Origin of the sequence: Enterobacter cloacae complex sp. P29RS (assembly GCF_014893445.1) — a bacterium.
In the GTDB taxonomy this organism is placed as follows: domain Bacteria; phylum Pseudomonadota; class Gammaproteobacteria; order Enterobacterales; family Enterobacteriaceae; genus Enterobacter; species Enterobacter intestinihominis.
The window spans coordinates 111,119-131,386 of the sequence record NZ_JADBPZ010000002.1 but is presented as its reverse complement, the minus strand read 5'-3'; the positions used below and the strand labels follow the sequence as shown (position 1 = coordinate 131,386).

Annotated in this window: 20 protein-coding genes, 5 tRNA genes and 1 pseudogene; 18 read left to right on the top strand and 8 right to left on the bottom strand. The window is 56.3% G+C overall.

What is annotated here, in order from left to right; all coding sequences use genetic code 11:
* Positions 1-6: 6 nt before the first annotated feature.
* From gutM to srlA, 5 genes are all read right to left on the bottom strand, one after another.
* The gene (gutM, locus tag IM282_RS02200; RefSeq protein ID WP_069596895.1) at positions 7-366 is read right to left on the bottom strand and encodes a transcriptional regulator GutM; all 360 of its coding nucleotides are present in this window, start codon (positions 364-366) and stop codon (positions 7-9) included.
* A gap of 91 nt (positions 367-457) precedes the next feature.
* On the bottom strand, positions 458-1,237 hold the full coding sequence (gene srlD, locus IM282_RS02195) for a sorbitol-6-phosphate dehydrogenase (RefSeq protein WP_023298456.1): 780 nt from the start codon (positions 1,235-1,237) through the stop codon (positions 458-460).
* A gap of 14 nt (positions 1,238-1,251) precedes the next feature.
* Positions 1,252-1,614, bottom strand: a complete 363-nt coding sequence (gene srlB / locus IM282_RS02190; protein ID WP_022649147.1) for a PTS glucitol/sorbitol transporter subunit IIA — start codon at positions 1,612-1,614, stop codon at positions 1,252-1,254.
* A 12-nt stretch (positions 1,615-1,626) separates the two neighbouring features.
* Complete coding sequence (locus tag IM282_RS02185; protein WP_022649146.1) at positions 1,627-2,586, bottom strand: PTS glucitol/sorbitol transporter subunit IIB; 960 nt, start codon at positions 2,584-2,586, stop codon at positions 1,627-1,629.
* Positions 2,583-3,146: a PTS glucitol/sorbitol transporter subunit IIC gene (srlA, locus tag IM282_RS02180; protein WP_003862164.1), complete on the bottom strand. Its 564-nt coding sequence runs from the start codon at positions 3,144-3,146 to the stop codon at positions 2,583-2,585. Before srlA ends, IM282_RS02185 begins: the two co-directional genes overlap by 4 nt.
* Before the next feature lie 251 nt (positions 3,147-3,397).
* On the opposite strand from srlA, the gene mltB reads away from it, so the two are divergent.
* The 18 genes from mltB to luxS all read left to right on the top strand — a co-directional run bounded on the left by mltB (position 3,398) and on the right by luxS (position 17,054).
* The gene (mltB, locus tag IM282_RS02175) at positions 3,398-4,498 is read left to right on the top strand and encodes a lytic murein transglycosylase B (protein WP_022649145.1); all 1,101 of its coding nucleotides are present in this window, start codon (positions 3,398-3,400) and stop codon (positions 4,496-4,498) included.
* 268 nt (positions 4,499-4,766) lie between these two features.
* Positions 4,767-5,420: a metal ABC transporter ATP-binding protein gene (locus IM282_RS02170; RefSeq protein ID WP_192970070.1), complete on the top strand. Its 654-nt coding sequence runs from the start codon at positions 4,767-4,769 to the stop codon at positions 5,418-5,420.
* Positions 5,417-6,277: a metal ABC transporter permease gene (locus IM282_RS02165; protein ID WP_192970069.1), complete on the top strand. Its 861-nt coding sequence runs from the start codon at positions 5,417-5,419 to the stop codon at positions 6,275-6,277. The genes IM282_RS02170 and IM282_RS02165 overlap by 4 nt, the downstream gene beginning before the upstream one ends.
* Positions 6,278-6,291: 14 nt before the next feature.
* The gene (locus IM282_RS02160) at positions 6,292-7,170 is read left to right on the top strand and encodes a metal ABC transporter substrate-binding protein (protein WP_192970068.1); all 879 of its coding nucleotides are present in this window, start codon (positions 6,292-6,294) and stop codon (positions 7,168-7,170) included.
* Positions 7,171-7,300: 130 nt separating this feature from the next.
* On the top strand, positions 7,301-7,798 hold the full coding sequence (gene pncC, locus IM282_RS02155) for a nicotinamide-nucleotide amidase (protein WP_003862172.1): 498 nt from the start codon (positions 7,301-7,303) through the stop codon (positions 7,796-7,798).
* Between the two features lie 89 nt (positions 7,799-7,887).
* A complete protein-coding gene (recA, locus tag IM282_RS02150; RefSeq protein ID WP_022649140.1) occupies positions 7,888-8,946 on the top strand; it encodes a recombinase RecA in 1,059 nt (352 codons plus the stop codon).
* 68 nt (positions 8,947-9,014) lie between these two features.
* Complete coding sequence (gene recX / locus IM282_RS02145) at positions 9,015-9,515, top strand: recombination regulator RecX (RefSeq protein WP_017382782.1); 501 nt, start codon at positions 9,015-9,017, stop codon at positions 9,513-9,515.
* Between the two features lie 131 nt (positions 9,516-9,646).
* Entirely contained in the window at positions 9,647-12,274 is a 2,628-nt protein-coding gene (gene alaS / locus IM282_RS02140; protein WP_192970067.1) for an alanine--tRNA ligase, read from the top strand.
* A 241-nt stretch (positions 12,275-12,515) separates the two neighbouring features.
* Complete coding sequence (gene csrA / locus IM282_RS02135) at positions 12,516-12,701, top strand: carbon storage regulator CsrA (protein ID WP_000906486.1); 186 nt, start codon at positions 12,516-12,518, stop codon at positions 12,699-12,701.
* 342 nt (positions 12,702-13,043) lie between these two features.
* Positions 13,044-13,136 (top strand) — tRNA-Ser (locus tag IM282_RS02130).
* A 4-nt stretch (positions 13,137-13,140) separates the two neighbouring features.
* Positions 13,141-13,217 (top strand) — tRNA-Arg (locus tag IM282_RS02125).
* Between the two features lie 64 nt (positions 13,218-13,281).
* Positions 13,282-13,358: transfer RNA gene (locus tag IM282_RS02120), tRNA-Arg, on the top strand.
* Positions 13,359-13,422: 64 nt separating this feature from the next.
* Positions 13,423-13,499: transfer RNA gene (locus IM282_RS02115), tRNA-Arg, on the top strand.
* 64 nt (positions 13,500-13,563) lie between these two features.
* Positions 13,564-13,640 (top strand) — tRNA-Arg (locus IM282_RS02110).
* Between the two features lie 126 nt (positions 13,641-13,766).
* Complete coding sequence (yqaB, locus tag IM282_RS02105; RefSeq protein WP_022649138.1) at positions 13,767-14,333, top strand: fructose-1-phosphate/6-phosphogluconate phosphatase; 567 nt, start codon at positions 13,767-13,769, stop codon at positions 14,331-14,333.
* Positions 14,330-14,758 (top strand): YqaA family protein, encoded by a 429-nt coding sequence (locus tag IM282_RS02100; RefSeq protein ID WP_017692791.1) that lies wholly within the window; start codon positions 14,330-14,332, stop codon positions 14,756-14,758. Before yqaB ends, IM282_RS02100 begins: the two co-directional genes overlap by 4 nt.
* Positions 14,759-14,841: 83 nt before the next feature.
* Positions 14,842-16,386 carry a glutamate--cysteine ligase gene (gshA, locus tag IM282_RS02095; RefSeq protein ID WP_192970066.1) on the top strand — a complete coding sequence of 515 codons (1,545 nt, stop codon included), beginning with the start codon at positions 14,842-14,844 and terminating at the stop codon, positions 16,384-16,386.
* A gap of 152 nt (positions 16,387-16,538) precedes the next feature.
* Positions 16,539-17,054, top strand: a complete 516-nt coding sequence (gene luxS / locus IM282_RS02090) for an S-ribosylhomocysteine lyase (protein ID WP_003862180.1) — start codon at positions 16,539-16,541, stop codon at positions 17,052-17,054.
* 61 nt (positions 17,055-17,115) lie between these two features.
* On the opposite strand, the pseudogene IM282_RS21830 reads toward luxS, so the two are convergent.
* The 3 genes and pseudogenes from IM282_RS21830 to emrA all read right to left on the bottom strand — a co-directional run.
* Positions 17,116-17,259: pseudogene (locus IM282_RS21830) on the bottom strand (hypothetical protein); the annotation flags it as partial.
* A gap of 229 nt (positions 17,260-17,488) precedes the next feature.
* Positions 17,489-19,036: a multidrug efflux MFS transporter permease subunit EmrB gene (gene emrB / locus IM282_RS02080; protein ID WP_022649134.1), complete on the bottom strand. Its 1,548-nt coding sequence runs from the start codon at positions 19,034-19,036 to the stop codon at positions 17,489-17,491.
* 16 nt (positions 19,037-19,052) lie between these two features.
* Entirely contained in the window at positions 19,053-20,225 is a 1,173-nt protein-coding gene (gene emrA, locus IM282_RS02075; RefSeq protein ID WP_022649133.1) for a multidrug efflux MFS transporter periplasmic adaptor subunit EmrA, read from the bottom strand.
* Positions 20,226-20,268: the final 43 nt, after the last annotated feature.

Genomic DNA, 20,268 nt, shown 5'->3' with positions numbered 1-20,268 from the left:
ACGAAATTATCCATGTTTCAGATTAAGCGCTAATGATAGTGCATTCTGACAGAGTGAATCATGGGGGAAGATCACATCAGGTTGTAATTCATGCAGCAACATGCCGTTGATCGCCTGGATTTTCACCGGGCGGGCAAAGACGGTCATGCCGCGCATGATGAGGGAATCGCAGACCTTATTGTTTTCATCCAGCGCAACAGCGACGACAACCCGCGGTTTGAAGCGTCCGCCGGAACGCCCGACGCCCACACGGCCTTTCTGGCACAGGGCGTCAAAGGCGCGGTTAAACTGATGGATTTGCCAGCCGCCAAACGCCATCTGGCAGATCCAGGCGAGGGCGGCGAAGGTGATTAATGCGGTTACCATATCGGCTCCTTAATTGCCGGGTGGCGGCTGCGCCTTACCCGGCCTACGGGGGTTGTAGCCCCGGTAAGTGCAGCGCCACCGGGGATTAAACTCAGAACATCACCTGCCCACCGGTGACGTTAATCGACTGCCCGGTGCAGTACGAGGCTTTCGGGCTGGCGTAAAACAGCAGCATGTTCAGCACGTCCTGATAATCACACCCGCGCTTGAGCGGCACTTTGTCGATGTAGTACTGCTCCACTTCTTCAGCTTTGATGCCGAGCTTGGAGGCGTACTGCGGCAGCAGGGACTGGAACATCGGCGATTTCAACAGGTTACCCAGCATCAGCGAGTGAACGGTGATGCCGTATTCGGCCAGATCCAGCGCCAGAGACTGCGTCAGCCCCACGCCGCCAAACTTCGCCGCGCTGTAGCCGGAGTTGTGCTTGCTGCCCACTTTCCCGGATTTCGAGTTGATCTGAATGATGCGCCCCTGAATACCATCGCGGATCATCAGCCGGGAAAACTCACGGGCGCAGAGGAAATAGCCCACCAGATTCACCTGCAACGAGCGGTCAAAATCCCCCAGTTCGAAATCGCTGATAAAGGCCGCTTTCGCGATCCCCGCGCTGTAGACCAGCAGGTCGATACGCCCAAATATCTCATCTACGCCGCGGGCCAGCGCCATCACGCTCTGCTCGCTGGTGGCGTCGGCACCAAATCCGTACGCCATCCCTTCGCCAAACTCGGTGTTGATGGCGTCCGCCACACGGGCGGCTTTTTCACTCTGAATGTCCACAACCGCCACGCGGTAACCCTCTGCGGCAAGCCCACGGCAGAGGAACTCGCCTAAGGTTTGTCCCCCACCAATGACAACGGCAACCTGACTCATGTGTTTCTCCTTAATTACGCAACAAATTTTAACGTACAGCCTGGTGTGACAGCCTGCGGAACCGGCCCCTCAACGTGAACCGTGCCGGGATACTCCGCCTGCGGCTGCCCGTCAAAACGCAGGGTGATGTGCCCCAGCTCGCGCAGGTTTTGTTCAGCGACGTCGCCGACGGCGGTCACGGCATAGCGCGCCTCGCCCAGCTCAAGCTGGCTCCCGGCCTTCAGCTCGCCGTTTAGCTCGCCGTGGCAGTGGATAAAGCAAAACTCTTCGATATCCGCAGGCGCCCCTTCGCGGAAGGTGATCAGCATCTGGTCGCTCAGCGCATCGGCCGCGCTCTGGCCGATGCGGGTAATGGTGGTCTGGTAAATCACGGTCATGGCAGGAACCTCTTATTGATAAATAAAGCCGGAGACAAACCAGGCAATCAGCACCGTGGGCGCGCCCGTCAGGAAGCGGCTCACCAGCACGGAGGGGACGCCCACGCGCACGGTGTCCTGACGTGCTTCGGCCAGCGACAGCCCGACGGGGATGAAGTCGCACGCCGCCTGAGCGTTAATGGCAAAAAGGGCTGGCAGAGCGAGGTGCGGGGGAATGTTGCCCAGACCAATCTGTACGCCAATCAGCACGCCGATGACCTGGGCAATCACCGCGCCCGGGCCGAGAAACGGCGACAGCAGCGGGAAGGAGCAGATCAGCGCCAGCGTCACCAGGCCGAGCGGGTGGCTGGCGAGCGGGGCGAGGCCGTGGGCAATCCAGTCGCCGAGGCCGGAGGCCATGATGATACCGATCAGCGCCGAGACGAACGCCATAAACGGCAGAATGGTTTTCAGCACCGTGTCAATGGTGTCGCGCCCGGACTGGAACAGCACCGCCACGGCGGACCCCATCCCCATCCCGACCTTCGCCAGCAGGCCATCGCTCTGCTCGGTGATTTTTTTGCTGGTGTCGTACTCGCGCGGGGCCGCTTTTTGCGGCGCGGATGTGCCATTCACCAGCGTGATGTTGTCCTCCTTCACCCCAGAGACATAAATATCCTCAAGGATGTACTGCGCCAGCGGGCCGGATTTCCCAGTGGAGTGAATATTTACCGTCGGAATGCGGCGCTTCGGATAGATGCCGCAGCGCAGCGTGCCGCCGCAGTCGATCACCGCCACGCCGATTTCCGCTTCCGGCGGTTCCCCTTCCTTGAAGCCGTCGACCGCTTCCCAGCCCGTCAGCTCGTGCAGCCTGTCGACGATCGCCGGGCGCGTGCCCGCGGTGATGTACACAATCTTTTTGCCTTCGGTGGCGTCGAACTCCAGCGGGCCGCCCCAGCCGCCCGTGCCTTTCTCAATGCGGATCCGGTTCATGCTGTGGCTCCTGAAAGATGGACTTTCTGTTCAAGCTGGATGCCCATTTTTTTCTCAAAAATGGCGGTGGTGAGATCCGTCACCCAGCCGCGGAAGAAGTTGGTGACCAGACCGACCAGCAGGTAGCTCACCGCCAGCGGGCCGAGCGGCAGGCCAAGCGTGGTAAGGCCGCTGGCGATCCCGAGATAAACGAACAGCTCGCCGGGGTTGATGTGCGGGAACAGGCCGTTCATGGAATGGCAGCTGTAGGAGGCGGCGGCGTAATAGCTCGGCTTGTACTTCTCTGGCATAAAGCGGCCGAGGCTTAAGGTCATCGGGTTGCAGAACACAAAGGTGCCGATGAAGGGCAGGATCAGGTAGCGGGACAGCGGGTTTCCGGCGCAGCGCTGGGCGAAGCGTTCAATACGCTGCTGGCCGATAAAGTTAATCAGCGCGTTCATGATCACCAGCAGGCTGATCAGCAGGGGCAGGATCCCGGTCACCATGCCGGTGAATACCTCGCCGCCTTTCTGAAAAAGCCCGATGAACCACTCGGCGCCGTGGGTGATGGTTTCTATCATTCTTCTCTCCTGTAGGGCGTTTGTTTTTGTCTGCTCGGGGCTAATAATAATCAAATTGAAAGCTTTTAAAGTGTTAATTAGATCTCACAATGAAAGAAAAATGGATTAATTTGAAAGATAATTGATGGGGCGAATGATTTTCGATGGAAAAAAGCGCGGATTTGCGTTGGGGAGGTGTGTACCGCTTCCTTGAGGTGTTGCGGATGCTTTACCATACTGGGTTCTTACCGAACTCGTTAAATGGATGCCACATGTTCAAGCGTCGTTATGCAGCGCTGTTACCTGCGCTTATTCTCCTGTCCGCCTGTAGTAGCAAACCCAGGACTGAAGCTGTTCAACAAACGGCGGGCGCGCCTTCCGGCGGGTTCCTGCTTGAGCCGCAGCACAATATGATGCAGATGGGCGGCGACTTCGCGAATAACCCTGCGGCCGAACAGTTCATCGATAAAATGGTGAGCAAGCACGGTTTTGATCGCCAGCAGCTGCATGCCATTTTGTCTCAGGCGAAGCGTCTGGACTACGTGCTGCGCCTGATGGACAGGCAGGCGCCGACGGCCCAGGTGCCGACCGGGCCAAACGGGGCGTGGCTGCGCTATCGCAAACAGTTTATTACCCCGGACAACGTGCAAAATGGCGTGGTGTTCTGGAATCAGTATGAAGACGCTCTGAACCGCGCGTGGCAGGTCTATGGCGTGCCGCCGGAGATCATCGTCGGTATTATTGGGGTTGAGACCCGCTGGGGACGCATTATGGGTAAAACCCGCATCCTCGATGCGCTGGCGACGCTCTCCTTCAACTACCCGCGCCGCGCCGAGTATTTCTCCTCTGAACTGGAAACCTTCCTGCTGATGGCGCGAGACGAACAGGACGATCCGTTAGATCTGAAAGGGTCGTTCGCCGGTGCGATGGGCTACGGCCAGTTTATGCCGTCCTCCTATAAGCAGTACGCGGTAGATTTTAACGGGGATGGTCACATCAACCTGTGGGATCCCGAAGACGCCATTGGCAGCGTGGCCAACTACTTCAAAGCGCACGGCTGGACGCCGGGCGGCCAGGTGGCGGTACAGGCGAACGGCGAGGCGTTTGGTCTGGAAAACGGATTTAAAACCAAATACAGCGTTGCGCAGCTTGCAGCGGCAGGCTTAACGCCGTCGCAGCCGCTGGGCAATGTTGACCAGGTGAGCCTGCTGCGCCTGGATGTCGGAACCGGTTATCAGTACTGGTTCGGACTGCCGAACTTCTACACCATTACCCGCTACAACCACAGCACGCACTATGCGATGGCGGTGTGGCAGCTGGGGCTGGCGGTGTCTCAGGCGCGTGTGCCGGCAGCGTCACCGTTTAGCCAGTAAGTCCCCTTATGCCTCCCTCTCCCTGTGGGAGAGGGCTGGGGTGAGGGCACCCGCCCGCACCTGTTTCCCGCAGAAACATTTCGCCACATTCCCATTTCACTCCCGCCGTTTACATCTTAATCGTCTTTCATTATTGTTATGTTATAACATAATTTTGAATTGAGATGTCCATGTCCCTGTTTTCTCTCTCATCCCCGGTTCGGCTGCTGCTGGCGCTGGTGCTCATTCTGTTTCTCGGCCTGGCCGTGCGCTGGGCGGTGGCGTTGCCATGATAGTGATGAACGACCTGGTGGCGGGTTACGATCGCCAGCCCGTTACGCGCGCACTGTCCGGCGTGATTGAACGCGGGAGCATGACCGCCATCGTCGGGGCCAACGGCTGCGGCAAATCCACGCTGCTGAAAACGCTCGCTGGCTTTCTTCCGCCCGTCAGCGGTACGTTTCGCTGGCAGGGGAGACGTCCGGTGGTGGGCTGGCTGGCGCAGCGTCACGCGCTGGAGGCGCAATTTCCTCTGACCGTGCAGGACGTGGTGAGCATGGGCTGCTGGCCAGAAATCTCGCTATTTGCCAGTTTTCGTCGGGATACCCGCATGCGCATTGCCGGCGCGCTTGAGCGCGTGGGGCTGGCGTCCATGGCGTTATCCACCATCGATGAACTCTCCGGCGGGCAATTCCAGCGCATGCTGTTTGCCCGCGTTTTAGTGCAGCAGGCACCGCTGGTGATGCTGGACGAACCCTTCTCCGGCGTCGATGAAGCGACCTGCAACGTGCTGATGGATCTGATGCTGGAGATGTATATGCAGGGGCAGACCCTGCTGGCGGTTCTGCATGACAGCGAGCGCGTAGCACGTCACTTCCCGCAGACGTTACGTCTGGACGCTGATAGTCCCCAATGGAAAACCGAGCGGGTGAGGGTGGCATGATCTGGCATACATTCTTCCAGCCGTTTATTGAGTACGGCTTTATGCGCCGTGCACTTGTGGTTTGCCTGGCGCTCTCCGTCAGCACCACGGCGCTGGGGGTATTCCTTCAGCTGCGTCGGATGAGCCTGATGGGGGACGCCCTTTCTCATGCCATTTTGCCGGGTGTCGCGGTGGGCTATCTGCTCAGCGGTATATCGCTTCTGGCAATGACTGTCGGCGGGTTTATTGCCGGGATCGCCGTTGCGCTGGTGGCCGGGCTGGTCAGCCGCCGCACGCCCCTTAAAGAGGATGCCAGCTTCGCGGGGTTTTACCTGGGTTCCCTGGCGCTGGGCGTCACGCTGGTGTCGCTGCGCGGTTCAAATGTCGATCTGCTTCATCTTCTGTTTGGCTCCATTCTCGCCGTGGATAGCGCGTCAGCCCTGTTCGTGACGGGCGTTTGCATGTTCACGCTCCTCACGCTGGCGATGTTTTATCGTGGGCTGGTCAGCGAAGCGTTCGATACCGCGTGGTTGCAGGTGAACGCGCGCTGGCTGCCCGGGATGTTACACGGTCTGTTTCTGGCGCTGCTGGTGCTCAACCTGGTGGCCGGTTTTCAGGTGCTCGGCACGTTGATGGCCGTCGGGCTGATGATGTTACCCGCCGTGGCGGCACGCTGCTGGGTGCGCACCCTGCCAGGGTTACTTCTGATGGCGGGTATCAGCGGTATTTTTTGCGCGTGGCTGGGCTTAAGCCTTTCCTGGGCAGTGAGTCTGCCCGCCGGGCCCTCCATTGTGCTGACCGCCAGCGCATTGTTCTTTATTTCCGTTTTATTTGGCACGCGCAGCAGGCTGGCGGATAGCCTGCGGGCGCTTTTTTAACGCAAGGGGAAACGATGAAACGTACAGGGTTAGCCGTGGCGCTCGCGCTCGGCATGATGACGCACGGCGTAATGGCGAAAACGCTTAATGTGGTGACCAGCTTTTCCATCCTGGGAGACATCACGCAGCAGGTTGGCGGCGATCGTGTGAAGGTGACGACGCTGGTGGGGCCGGACGGTGATCCCCATACTTTCGAACCCTCGCCCAAAGACAGCGCGGCGTTGAGTAAAGCTGACGTGGTGGTGGTCAATGGGCTGGGGCTGGAGGGCTGGCTCGATCGTCTGGTGAAAGCCTCCGGATTCAAAGGCCAGCTGGTGGTTGCTTCGGACGGCGTGAAAACGCACACGCTGGAAGAGGACGGTAAAACCGTGACCGATCCGCACGCGTGGAACAGCGCGGCGAACGGCGCGCTGTATGCGCAAAATATTCTCTCAGGGCTGGTGAAGGCCGATCCTGAAGATACGGCGGCGCTTGAAGCTACCGGTAAACCCTATATTGCGCATCTCTCTCAGCTGGACGGTTGGGCTAAAAAGCGTTTCAGCGACATCCCACAGGCGAAGCGCAAAGTGCTGACCAGCCACGACGCTTTCGGCTATTTCAGCCGCGCCTACGGCGTGACGTTTATGGCGCCGCAGGGGCTGTCGTCTGAGAGTGAAGCCAGCGCGGCGCAGGTAGCGGTGATCATCAATCAGATTAAAGCTGACGGTGTGAAAACCTGGTTTATGGAAAACCAGCTTGATCCGCGCCTGGTGAAGCAGATTGCGACCGCCACGGGCGCCCAGCCGGGCGGTGAACTTTACCCGGAAGCGCTGTCCGCGAAGGGCGGCGTGGCGGACACCTACGTCAAGGCGTTTCGCCACAATGTGGATACCCTCGCTAACAGCATGAAATAAGCGTCTCTCTGGCCGATGCGCCCGCATCGGCTTTTTTCTGAAGCCCCCTCGTAAAACCCGACGCGCATCCCCATATTTGATGAGAAAGTGCTATCTTGTGCTGCATGTTTTTCTAAGGCCTGGAGCGAGAATGACTGACCATGAATTGATGCAGCTAAGCGAAGTGGTGGGGCTGGCGCTGAAACAGCGCGGCGCGACTCTTACGACCGCAGAATCCTGCACCGGCGGCTGGGTGGCGAAAGCAATTACCGATATTGCTGGCAGTTCCGCCTGGTTTGAACGCGGCTTTGTGACCTACAGTAACGAGGCTAAAGCGCAGATGATTGGCGTGCGTGAAGCCACGCTTGAGCAGCATGGCGCGGTCAGCGAGCCGGTGGTGATCGAAATGGCGATTGGCGCGCTGAAAGAGGCGCGCGCAGATTACGCTATCTCCATCAGCGGTATCGCGGGGCCGGACGGCGGCAGCGACGTGAAGCCTGTCGGCACCGTCTGGTTTGGCTTTGCCACCTCAAAAGGTGAAGGGATCACTCGCCGGGAATGCTTCAGCGGCGATCGCGAAAGCGTGCGTCGTCAGGCAACGGAATACGCGTTAAAAACGCTCTGGCAACAATTTCTACAAAATACTTGATACTGTATGACTATACAGTATAATTGCCTCAACAGAACAGAAGTCCATGGTGAAGCGCAGTTGCTTCTCCCGGCATGACAGGAGTAATAATGGCTATCGACGAAAACAAACAGAAAGCGTTGGCGGCAGCACTGGGCCAGATCGAAAAGCAATTCGGTAAAGGCTCCATCATGCGCCTGGGTGAAGACCGTTCCATGGACGTGGAAACTATCTCCACTGGTTCGCTTTCTCTTGATATCGCACTGGGTGCTGGCGGTTTGCCGATGGGCCGTATCGTAGAAATCTACGGTCCGGAATCCTCGGGTAAAACCACCCTGACGTTGCAGGTTGTTGCGGCGGCACAGCGCGAAGGTAAAACCTGTGCGTTTATCGATGCCGAGCACGCGCTGGACCCGGTCTATGCCCGTAAACTGGGCGTTGATATCGACAACCTGCTGTGCTCACAGCCGGACACCGGCGAGCAGGCCCTGGAAATTTGTGACGCGCTGGCGCGCTCAGGTGCGGTTGACGTGATCATCGTCGACTCCGTTGCGGCGCTGACGCCAAAAGCGGAAATTGAAGGTGAAATCGGTGACTCTCACATGGGCCTCGCGGCACGTATGATGAGCCAGGCGATGCGTAAGCTGGCGGGTAACCTGAAGCAGTCCAATACGCTGCTGATCTTTATCAACCAGATCCGTATGAAAATTGGTGTAATGTTCGGTAACCCGGAAACCACCACCGGCGGTAACGCTCTGAAATTCTACGCTTCTGTCCGTCTGGATATCCGCCGTATCGGCGCGGTGAAAGAGGGGGATAACGTCGTCGGTAGCGAAACCCGCGTGAAGGTTGTGAAGAACAAAATCGCAGCACCGTTCAAACAGGCTGAATTCCAGATCCTCTACGGCGAAGGTATCAACTTCCTCGGCGAGCTGGTTGACCTGGGCGTGAAAGAGAAGCTGATTGAAAAAGCGGGCGCATGGTACAGCTACAACGGTGACAAGATTGGTCAGGGTAAAGCGAATGCTATCTCCTGGCTGAAAGAGAACCCGGCGGCGGCGAAAGAGATTGAGAAGAAGGTGCGTGAACTCCTGCTGAGCAACCAGGACTCTAAACCTGATTTCGTGGTCGACGGCGCGGATGCTGAAGAAACCAACGAAGACTTTTAATCCTCTCGGATAAAAATGAAGGGCTGCTGATGCGGCCCTTTTTGCATTTCTGAATCGACAGGTTTTTTATGAGTGAACCGACATCACGCCGACCAGCCTACTCACGCTTGCTGGATCGGGCCGTGCGTATTCTTGCCGTGCGTGACCATAGTGAACAGGAGCTGCGGCGGAAACTGTCAGCGCCCGTCATGAGCAAAAACGGTCCGGAAGACATTGATGCCACCGCGGAAGATTATGACCGCGTGGTTGCCTGGTGCTACGAGCATCACTATCTGGATGACGGCCGTTTTGCCGCTCGCTTTCTTGCCAGCCGTGGTCGTAAAGGCTATGGGCCAGCGCGTATCCGCCAGGAGCTGAACCAGAAAGGTGTAGCCCGTGAATCGATTGAAAAAGCCATGCGCGAAAGTGAAATCGACTGGTGCGAACTGGCGCGTGAGCAGGCGGTACGAAAGTACGGTGAGCCGCTGCCGCGTGAATTTTCAGAAAAAGTTAAAATCCAGCGCTTTTTGCTCTACCGCGGCTTCCTGATGGAAGATATTCAGGATATCTGGCGTAATTTTACCGATTGAACGCATGCGGGATTTTACTTCCCACTAAAGAAAACTTATCTTATTCCCACTTTTTCCAGTAGCTGGTCCGTCCAACTGTTTACAGATACAGATCTGCTGCGACATTTCGTTAGCTTGATTTCAGGATAATTATGAGCAAGAGCACCGCTGAGATCCGTCAGGCGTTTCTCGATTTTTTCCATAGTAAGGGACACCAGGTTGTTGCCAGCAGCTCCCTGGTACCGAACAATGACCCGACTCTGCTGTTTACCAACGCCGGGATGAACCAGTTCAAGGATGTGTTCCTTGGTCTCGACAAGCGTAATTATTCCCGCGCCACAACCTCACAGCGTTGCGTGCGTGCGGGCGGTAAACACAACGATCTGGAAAACGTCGGTTACACCGCGCGCCACCACACTTTCTTCGAAATGCTGGGTAACTTCAGCTTCGGCGACTACTTCAAACACGACGCCATTCAATATGCGTGGGAACTGCTGACCGGTGAAAACTGGTTTAATCTGCCGAAAGAGCGTCTGTGGGTGACCGTGTATGAGACCGATGACGAAGCGTTCGACATCTGGGAAAAAGAAGTGGGTATCCCTCGCGAACGTATCATCCGTATCGGTGACAACAAAGGCGCGCCTTACGCGTCTGATAACTTCTGGCAGATGGGTGACACCGGCCCTTGCGGTCCATGCACCGAGATCTTCTACGATCATGGTGACCACATCTGGGGCGGCCCTCCGGGAAGCGCGGAAGAAGATGGCGATCGCTACATTGAGATCTGGAACATCGTCTTCATGCAGTTCAACCGTCAGGCCGACGGCACCATGGAGCCGCTGCCAAAACCGTCCGTAGATACCGGTATGGGTCTTGAGCGTATCGCGGCCGTTCTGCAACACGTTAACTCCAACTATGAGATTGACCTGTTCAGCACCCTGATCAAAGCCGTTGCCGAAGTGACGGGCGCAACCGATCTGAACAACAAATCACTGCGCGTTATCGCAGACCATATTCGTTCTTGTGCGTTCCTGATTGCTGACGGCGTTATCCCGTCGAATGAAAACCGTGGCTATGTGCTGCGTCGTATCATTCGTCGTGCGATCCGTCATGGCAACATGCTGGGCGCGAAGGACACCTTCTTCTATAAACTCGTTGGGCCACTGATTGGCGTGATGGGCTCTGCCGGTGACGAGCTGAAACGCCAGCAGGCGCAAGTTGAACAGGTTCTGAAAACCGAAGAAGAGCAGTTTGCCCGTACGCTGGAGCGCGGACTGGCGCTGCTGGACGACGAGCTGGCGAAACTCAAGGGCGACACGCTGGATGGCGAAACCGCTTTCCGCCTGTACGACACCTATGGCTTCCCGGTTGACCTGACGGCGGACGTTTGCCGCGAGCGCAACATCAAAGTTGACGAAGCAGGCTTTGAAGCCGCAATGGAAGAGCAGCGTCGTCGTGCGCGTGAATCCAGCGGTTTTGGCGCGGACTACAACGCGATGATTCGCGTTGATAGCGCGTCTGAATTTAAAGGCTACGAAGAGCTGGCTCTGACCAGCAACGTGACCGCGCTGTTTGTTGACGGTAAAGCCGTAGACAGCATTAGCGCAGGTCAGGACGCGGTTGTTATCCTGGATAAAACACCGTTCTATGCGGAATCCGGCGGCCAGGTTGGCGATAAAGGCGAACTGAAAGGCAATGGCTTCAGCTTCAGCGTAAGCGATACCCAGAAATACGGTCAGGCAATTGGTCACCAGGGCAAACTGGTTTCCGGTTCTCTGAAAGTGGGCGAGGGCGTTCAGGCCAACGTTGACGAAGCTCGCCGCGCGCGCATCCGTCTGAACCACTCGGCAACCCACCTGATGCACGCAGCCCTGCGCGAAGTGCTGGGTACGCACGTTGCACAGAAAGGTTCTCTGGTTAACGACAAAGTGCTGCGTTTCGACTTCTCGCATTTTGAAGCGATGAAGCCGTCTGAAATTCGTGCGGTGGAAGACCTGGTGAATGCCCAGATCCGCCGTAACCTGCCAATCGAAACCCACATCATGGATCTTGAGGCAGCGAAGAAGAAAGGTGCGATGGCGCTGTTTGGCGAGAAATATGACGACCGCGTTCGCGTGCTGAGCATGGGCGACTTCTCTACCGAACTGTGTGGCGGTACTCACGCATCCCGCACCGGTGACATCGGCTTGTTCCGCATCGTTTCCGAGTCGGGGACGGCGGCAGGCGTGCGTCGTATTGAGGCGGTGACCGGGGAAGGCGCGATTGCCAGCCTGCATGCGCAGAGCGACCAGCTGCTCGAGATCGCGCAGCTGCTGAAAGGCGATAGTCAGAACCTGGGCGAAAAAGTGCGTGTCGCGCTGGATCGTACCCGTCAGTTGGAAAAAGAACTCCAGCAGCTGAAAGAACAGGCTGCGGCGCAGGAGAGCGCAAACCTCTCCAGCAAAGCGGTAGACATTAAGGGCGTCAAACTGCTGGTCAGCGATCTGGCGGGCGTTGAGCCTAAGATGCTGCGTACCATGGTCGACGATCTGAAGAACCAGCTTGGTTCGACGGTTATCGTGCTGGCAACGGTCGCAGAGGGTAAGGTTTCTCTGATTGCGGGCGTCTCTAAGGATGTGACGGATCGTGTCAAAGCAGGGGAACTGATTGGCATGGTCGCCCAGCAGGTGGGTGGCAAAGGTGGCGGTCGTCCGGACATGGCGCAAGCCGGTGGTACGGATGCGGCGGCACTTCCCGCGGCATTAGCCAGCGTTGAAAGCTGGGTAAGCGCGAAACTGTAATAACTACAAAGCACAAGCAGACGCCATAGCGGTAACGTTATGGCGTCTTGCTCACTGCGCTATCGATAACGATAAAGTCAGGTTGAGTTTGTGTATATCGGCTAAACTTACGTTTAACAGAATGTGATGCCGTGACTGCTTACACTTTACGTGTTTGTCATCGCTTACTTTTTGGCGTTATATGATGGATAATGCCGGGATACAAGAGACCCGACTCTTTTAATCTTTCAAGGAGCAAAGAATGCTGATTCTGACTCGTCGAGTTGGTGAGACCCTCATGATTGGGGATGAGGTCACCGTGACAGTTTTAGGGGTAAAGGGTAACCAGGTACGTATTGGTGTTAACGCTCCTAAAGAAGTATCTGTCCACCGTGAAGAGATCTACCAGCGTATCCAGGCTGAAAAATCCCAGCAGTCCAGTTACTGATATTGTCGCGTCTCGCTGTCGGGCGAGACGCAACCCTCCTGCTATTTTTCCTGCATAAAGTTACCGTTCTATTTCAAACGCTTCGTTTTTGACCACTCTCATAATCTTATCTCATCCAAAAGACGCGCTTCTCTCAACACAATTCTGTGAAGATGCCTGCAAAATCCGCTTATAAAACACTCTCTTTGCGGCTTTTACATGCGAATTGGGTGCGAATTGTGCAAACGAAAAAAGCATGTGGAAAATTGTTTGACTTATAAGTCCCAGAAAGTAATATATGCGCCACGCAGCGACGAGAAGCTCTTAACGAGTTGCTCGAAGCACTCGAAAGAGGCGTTGTGTGGTGAGGTGGCCGAGAGGCTGAAGGCGCTCCCCTGCTAAGGGAGTATGCGGTCAAAAGCTGCATCCGGGGTTCGAATCCCCGCCTCACCGCCATTTTGCATCCGTAGCTCAGCTGGATAGAGTACTCGGCTACGAACCGAGCGGTCGGAGGTTCGAATCCTCCCGGATGCACCATCTATTACTTCATATTGCTTTCGAAGTGATATGAATATCGAGCAGTACAGTAGTAAATCCCGATGCATCCGTAGCTCAGCTGGATAGAGTACTCGGCTACGAACCGAGCGGTCGGAGGTTCGAATCCTCCCGGATGCACCATTTATTACTTCATATTGCTTTTGAAGTGATATGAGTATCGAGAAGTACAGTAGTAAATCCCGATGCATCCGTAGCTCAGCTGGATAGAGTACTCGGCTACGAACCGAGCGGTCGGAGGTTCGAATCCTCCCGGATGCACCATTTTTTAATTCATATTGCTTTTGAAGTGATATGAGTATCGAGAAGTACAGCAGCAAATCCCGATGCATCCGTAGCTCAGCTGGATAGAGTACTCGGCTACGAACCGAGCGGTCGGAGGTTCGAATCCTCCCGGATGCACCATCTCTTCTTGTGATCCCCTTCGATGTTTAGTTCTTAATCACTCTCATTGTTATCACTTCGCAATCAGCGACAAAAATCCCCTTTTACGATAAAGTAATGCTTTGTTAATCGTTTAGCGAGAGCACGATGTACGCACAGTATGACGGTTTGATCTTCGACATGGACGGCACCCTCCTGGATACCGAACCCACGCATCGTCAGGCCTGGACCGAAGTCCTGGGCCGTTACGGTATGCGCTTCGATTTACAGGCGATGATTGCCCTCAACGGATCGCCCACCTGGCGTATCGCACAGGCCGTGATTGAGCTGAATCAGGCCGATCTCGACCCGCACCAGCTCGCGCGTGAAAAAACCGACGCGGTAAAAGCCATACTGTTAGACACCGTGCAGCCTTTACCACTCATTGACGTCGTCAAGGAGTGGCACGGCCGTCGTCCTATGTCTGTCGGTACGGGCAGCGAGAGCGCGATTGCTGAAGCGCTACTCAAACACCTTGGCCTGCGCCACTATTTTTCTGCCGTCGTTGCCGCCGATCATGTTAAACATCACAAACCCGCACCGGATACCTTCCTGCGCTGTGCAGAATTAATGGGTGTACCACCTGCAAAATGCGTGGTGTTTGAAGATGCTGATTTTGGCATTCAGGCCGCGCGTGATGCCGGAATGGCGGCGGTGGACGTTCGCTTACTGTGAGTGACGCGCTGTCACTCGCTTCATTATTCGCCAGCAGTTTTTTAAGCTCCACCCTCTTACCGGGGAATTCGGAAGTGGTGCTGGTGGCGATGCTGTTGTCCGGCGTGAGTCAGCCCTGGTTGCTGGTCTTAATAGCAACAATGGGTAATAGCCTTGGAGGGCTGACTAACGTTATTCTTGGACGTTTCTTTCCGCTACGCGAAAAATCTCGCTGGCAGGAAAAGGCAGTGGGCTGGCTAAAACGCTATGGCGCTGCCACGCTGTTATTAAGCTGGATGCCTGTAATAGGCGATTTACTGTGTCTGCTGGCGGGATGGATGCGCATCTCCTGGGGACCAGTGCTCTTTTTTTTGTGCCTTGGCAAGGCGTTACGCTATGTTTTACTGGCATGGGTAACACTACAGGGTATGACGTGGTGGCACTAATTGGTGGAATGAATTCGCGACCTTCAATCGTCAACCATTACAATTATGCTGAGTGACAATTTTTTGACAGGCGGGAGGTCAAATTGATCCCGGACGTATCACAGGCGCTGGCCTGGCTGGAAAATCACCCTCAGGCACTGAAGGGGATTCAGCGTGGGCTTGAGCGCGAAACGCTGCGCGTAAATGCGGATGGTAGCTTAGCGACTACGGGACACCCGAAGGCGTTAGGCTCGGCGCTGACACATAAATGGATCACAACCGATTTCGCCGAAGCGCTGCTGGAGTTCATTACGCCAGTAGACGGTGATATTGATCATATGCTGACGATCATGCGCGACGTGCATCGCTTCACCGCCCGCAACCTCGGCGACGAGCGTATGTGGCCGCTCAGCATGCCGTGCTATATCGAGCAGGGGCAGGAGATTGAGCTGGCTCAGTACGGCACCTCGAATATTGGACGGCTGAAAACGCTGTATCGCGAAGGACTGAAAAATCGCTACGGCGCACTGATGCAGACGATCTCTGGCGTGCATTACAATTTCTCTCTGCCGATGGCGTTCTGGCAGGCGAAGTGCGGTGAAACGGATAAAGAAGCGATCTCCGCGGGCTACTTCCGCCTGATCCGCAACTACTACCGTTTTGGCTGGGTTATTCCGTATCTGTTCGGCGCTTCACCGGCCGTCTGTTCTTCGTTCCTGCAAGGGAAACCGACCACGCTACCGTTCGAGAAGACCGAATGTGGCATGTATTACCTGCCATACGCGACCTCCCTGCGCCTGAGCGACCTTGGCTATACCAATAAATCGCAAAGCAATCTCGGAATTACGTTTAACGATCTGCACGAATATGTGGCAGGCTTGAAGCGGGCGATAAAAACCCCGTCGGAAGAGTACGAAAAAATCGGCCTCGAAAAAGACGGCAAGCGCCTGCAAATTAACACCAACGTGTTGCAGATTGAAAATGAACTGTATGCGCCGATTCGTCCGAAGCGCGTGACGCGCAGCGGTGAAACGCCGTCGGATGCGCTACAGCGCGGCGGGATCGAATACATTGAAGTGCGCTCGCTGGATATCAACCCGTTCTCACCGATTGGCGTTGACGAGCAGCAGGTTCGTTTCCTTGACCTGTTTATGGTCTGGTGCGTACTGGCGGATGCGCCGGAAATGAGTTCCGACGAACTGCTGTGTACCCGTGCCAACTGGAATCGCGTGATTCTGGAAGGGCGCAAGCCGGGCCTGACGTTAGGTATTGGCTGTGAAACGGCTCAGTTCCCACTGTCTAAGGTAGGGAAGGATCTGTTCCATGACCTGAAGCGCGTAGCCCAGACGCTGGATAGCGTGTACGGCGGCGAAGCTTACCAGAAGGTCTGCGACGAACTGGTTGAAAGCTTTGATAACCCGGAACTGACATTCTCAGCACGTATTCTGCGTTCTATGATTGAGCAGGGAATTGGTGGCACAGGGCGTTCACTCTCAGCGGAGTACCGTGAGATGCTGATGCAGGAGCCGTTAGAGATCCTGAGCGAAGCGGATTTTGTGGCAGAGCGCGATGCGTCCGTTGTGCGTCAGAAAGAGGTCGAAGCGGCGGATACGGAGTCGTTTGAGGCGTTTCTGGCGAAGCAGGCCTGAACCAAAAGAAAAAGGCCACATCGCTGTGGCCAAAATATACATCTCTGAATTCAGGGATGATGATAACAAATGCGCGTCTTTCATATACTCAGACGCGCATTCTGTAGAAGAGTTCAGTTTATTTTAAAAAAAATCACTATCGGAGGTGACGTATGCCGTTATTAGATAGCTTTACTGTCGACCATACCCGTATGGAAGCACCAGCAGTCCGCGTGGCGAAGACCATGAACACGCCGCACGGCGACACGATCACCGTTTTCGACCTGCGCTTCTGCGTGCCGAATAAAGAAGTGATGCCAGAGAAAGGCATTCACACGCTGGAACACCTTTTCGCCGGATTCATGCGCGACCACCTGAACGGCAACGGCGTGGAGATCATCGATATCTCTCCGATGGGCTGCCGCACCGGTTTCTACATGAGCTTGATTGGTCAGCCTGAAGAGAAACGCGTCGCGGATGCGTGGAAAGCGGCCATGGAAGACGTGCTGAAGGTGAAAGAGCAGAACCAGATCCCAGAGCTGAACGTTTACCAGTGTGGCACTTACCAGATGCACTCTCTGGAAGAAGCTCAGGAGATTGCCCGCCATATCATCGAACGTGATGTTCGTGTAAACAGCAACGACGAGCTGGCCCTGCCAAAAGAAAAACTTCAGGAACTGCACATTTAGTATTTTGCCTGTGGATGCCCGGTGGCGCTTCGCTGACCGGGCCTACAATACTGATGACGACAACCACGGCCAGCTCCGCGCTGGCGACGCCGGTATCGCGATCGTTTTGCGGATGCACGCTGATACAGACGTCGCTGCGGCGGCTGAAGTGGTGGCAGAAATATTCGATCTGGTCGAGATAGACGTTCGGCGTGCTCACTTCGACGTAAGTCTGTCGAGAGCCAGCGCGTGGCGCGGGTGTGTTCAGCATGGTACGCTCCTGTTGTCTTTTCACTCTCATGAATCAATTTCAGGCGCGCTGCTTTATCGGAACTGACAATCGCTGTCGCGTTTTGGACACGGTGCGGTGTTTTGCCGGATGGCGGCTACGCCTTATCCGGCCTACGTTCGTAGGCCCGGTAAGCGTAGCGCCACCGGGCAACCCGTGCACAGGGCTAGTGCGCTCCACCGCCCCCGCTACCGGCACCAAACGGTGGTTTGGCAAACCACACCAGCCCCAGCAGGACGATGAAGATCCCCGCCGATATCCAGAAAATCTCGTTTGCCGAGATAATCAGCCCCTGGTTGGTGATCTGCTGGGCAAGCCAGCCGGACGCCTGCTGCTCCGTCATCCCCATCCCCTCAAGCTGGCTATACATCTGCTGAGCGTTAGGGTTGAACGGGTTCACCGCTTCGGTCAACTGGGCGTGGTGCATCGCTTCCCGGTTGGTCCACAGCGTGGTGGTGATCGATGTCCCGATGGAGCCCGCCAGCGTACGGGTGAAGTTCGACAGGCTCGATGCCGCCGCCATCCGCTCAGGCGGCAAGCCGGAAAGCGTAATGGTGGTCAGTGGCATAAAGAAGCACGCCACAGCAAAGCCCTGAATAAACTGCGGCCACGCGGAGGCGCCAAAGTCCATTCCCGGTTCAAACGTATACGCGCGCCAGTAGAAGCACACGGCGTACATGATGAAGCTGAACGTCACCAGCCTGCGCATGTCGAGCTTATGGGCGAAACGGCCAATAATCGGCGACAGCAGAACCGGAATTAACCCCACCGGCGCGGAGGCCAGCCCCGCCCAGGTTGCGGTATAGCCGTACACCTCCTGCAACAGCTGCGGCAGCAGAACAATCGCGCCGAAGTAGAGCATATAGGCGAGGCTGATACAGAGGCAGCCGATGGTGAAGTTTCGCGATTTAAACAGCGAGAGGTCGACTATCGGATTTTCGTCCGTCAGCTCCCAGACAATCAGGAAGCTAATGGCAACCACGGCGACCACCGTCAGCACGATGATTTCCGTAGAGGCGAACCAGTCCAGCTCTTTGCCGCGGTCGAGCATGATTTGCAGGCTGCCGATGCCGACAACCAGCAGTGCCAGCCCGATGCCGTCGATCCGCCGCTGTTCGGTCCGCGTTTCGCGACCACGCAGAGACTGTAGCGTCATCAGCACCACCAGCGCACCGATGGGTACGTTGATGAAGAAGATCCAGCCCCAGTGATAGTTATCGCTGATATAGCCGCCGAGGATTGGCCCGCAAATTGGGGCGACAATCACCGTCATCGACCACAGCGCGAGCGCGATGGAGCGCTTGGCGGGCGGATAGTTGTTCAGCAGTAAACTCTGCGACAGCGGAATCAACGGCCCGGCGACAATCCCCTGGATGACGCGGAAGAAAATCAGCATCGTCAGGCTGCTGGACATGCCGCAGGCCCAGGAGGCCAGCACGAACAGGATCGTCGACCAGAGGAACAGCTTCACTTCACCGACGCGCTTCGCCAGCCAGCCGGTGATGGGAATAGAGATGGCGTTCGCCACCCCGAATGAGGTAATGACCCAGGTCCCCTGGCTCAGCGATGAGCCAAGGTTCCCGGCGATCGTAGGGATCGCCACGTTTGCGATGGTGGAGTCCAGCACCTGCATGAATGTCGCCAGCGACAGCGCAATGGTCATAATGACCAGCTGCGCCCCCTCAAGCGGTTTTTGCGGCTTTTGCTGTTGCATAACGCTCACCTTCGGCTTAACCGGCGTTTGCCTTCACGATGTCATCGATCAGCTTATTGACCGGATCGAGGCTAATTTCACGGGCGTTACTTTCATAAGCTGGCGTGCTGCGCACCTGGCTTGCGAGGATCTGACCGTCGCGGTTGGCGGTATCGACCGTCACCAGCGTGGAAAGGCCAATTCGCAGCGGATGGTCTGCCAGCTGCTTAGGATCCAGCTCGATACGCACAGGCAAGCGCTGTACCACTTTGATCCAGTTGCCGGTGGCGTTCTGTGCAGGCAGCAGGCTGAACGCGCTGCCGGTCCCCATGTCCAGACCGACCACTTTACCGGTGTACTTCACGTCATCACCGTAGATATCGCTGACCACGGTTGCGGTCTGGCCGATACGCATATGCGCCAGCTGGGTCTCTTTGAAGTTCGCGTCCACCCACAGGTTGTTCGCCGGAACGACCGCCATCAGCGGCGTGGTGGTGCTAATTTGTGCACCCGGCTGCACGGAACGACGGGAAACGTAACCGGTCATCGGGCTGACGATTTTGGTACGTTGCAGGGCAAGCCATGCGTTACGCACTTCGGTCGCCGCCTGTTTCACCGCCGGCTGGTTTTCCAGAGAGGTGCCCAGCACCATCGCCTGGTTGGCGTTGTACTGTTGGATCGCCACGTCCAGCTGCGCCTGTGCGCTTGCCACCGCATCGCGTGCGTGCTGCAACTCTTCACGGCCAATCAGGTTGGCGGTGCCGAGAGGAACACGACGCTTGAGGTCGCTCTGCGCCTGGGCCAGGGCCGTTTTCTGCACGTCGATATTGGCCTGAAGCTGTTTGCTGTTGATCATCAGCTGGCGGGTCTGGCGAACGCTGGAGGCCAGCGCCGTCTGTGCTTTTTCAAACGCCTGTTGGGCGTCGGTCGGGTCGAGCGTGACCAGCACATCCCCTTTTTTCACAAAGTCGGTGTTGTCAGCCCAGACTTTCGTCACGCTGCCTGACACCTGCGCCATGATTTGAACCTGATTCCCTGCCACGTATGCATCGTCTGTCTCTTCAACATGACGCAAGACTAAAAACCAATAGATCCCATATGCCACGGCAATAATAATAAAGAGCAAGGTCAGCAGAATAAGGGCGCTCTTACGTTTGCCCTTCTTGTTGACCGGTTGCTGCGGGGGGGTGTTCTCCGCATTTGCGCTCATTGTTGTTCTCCACGATCTTTTTATTTTCACATCGGCTGAGCCG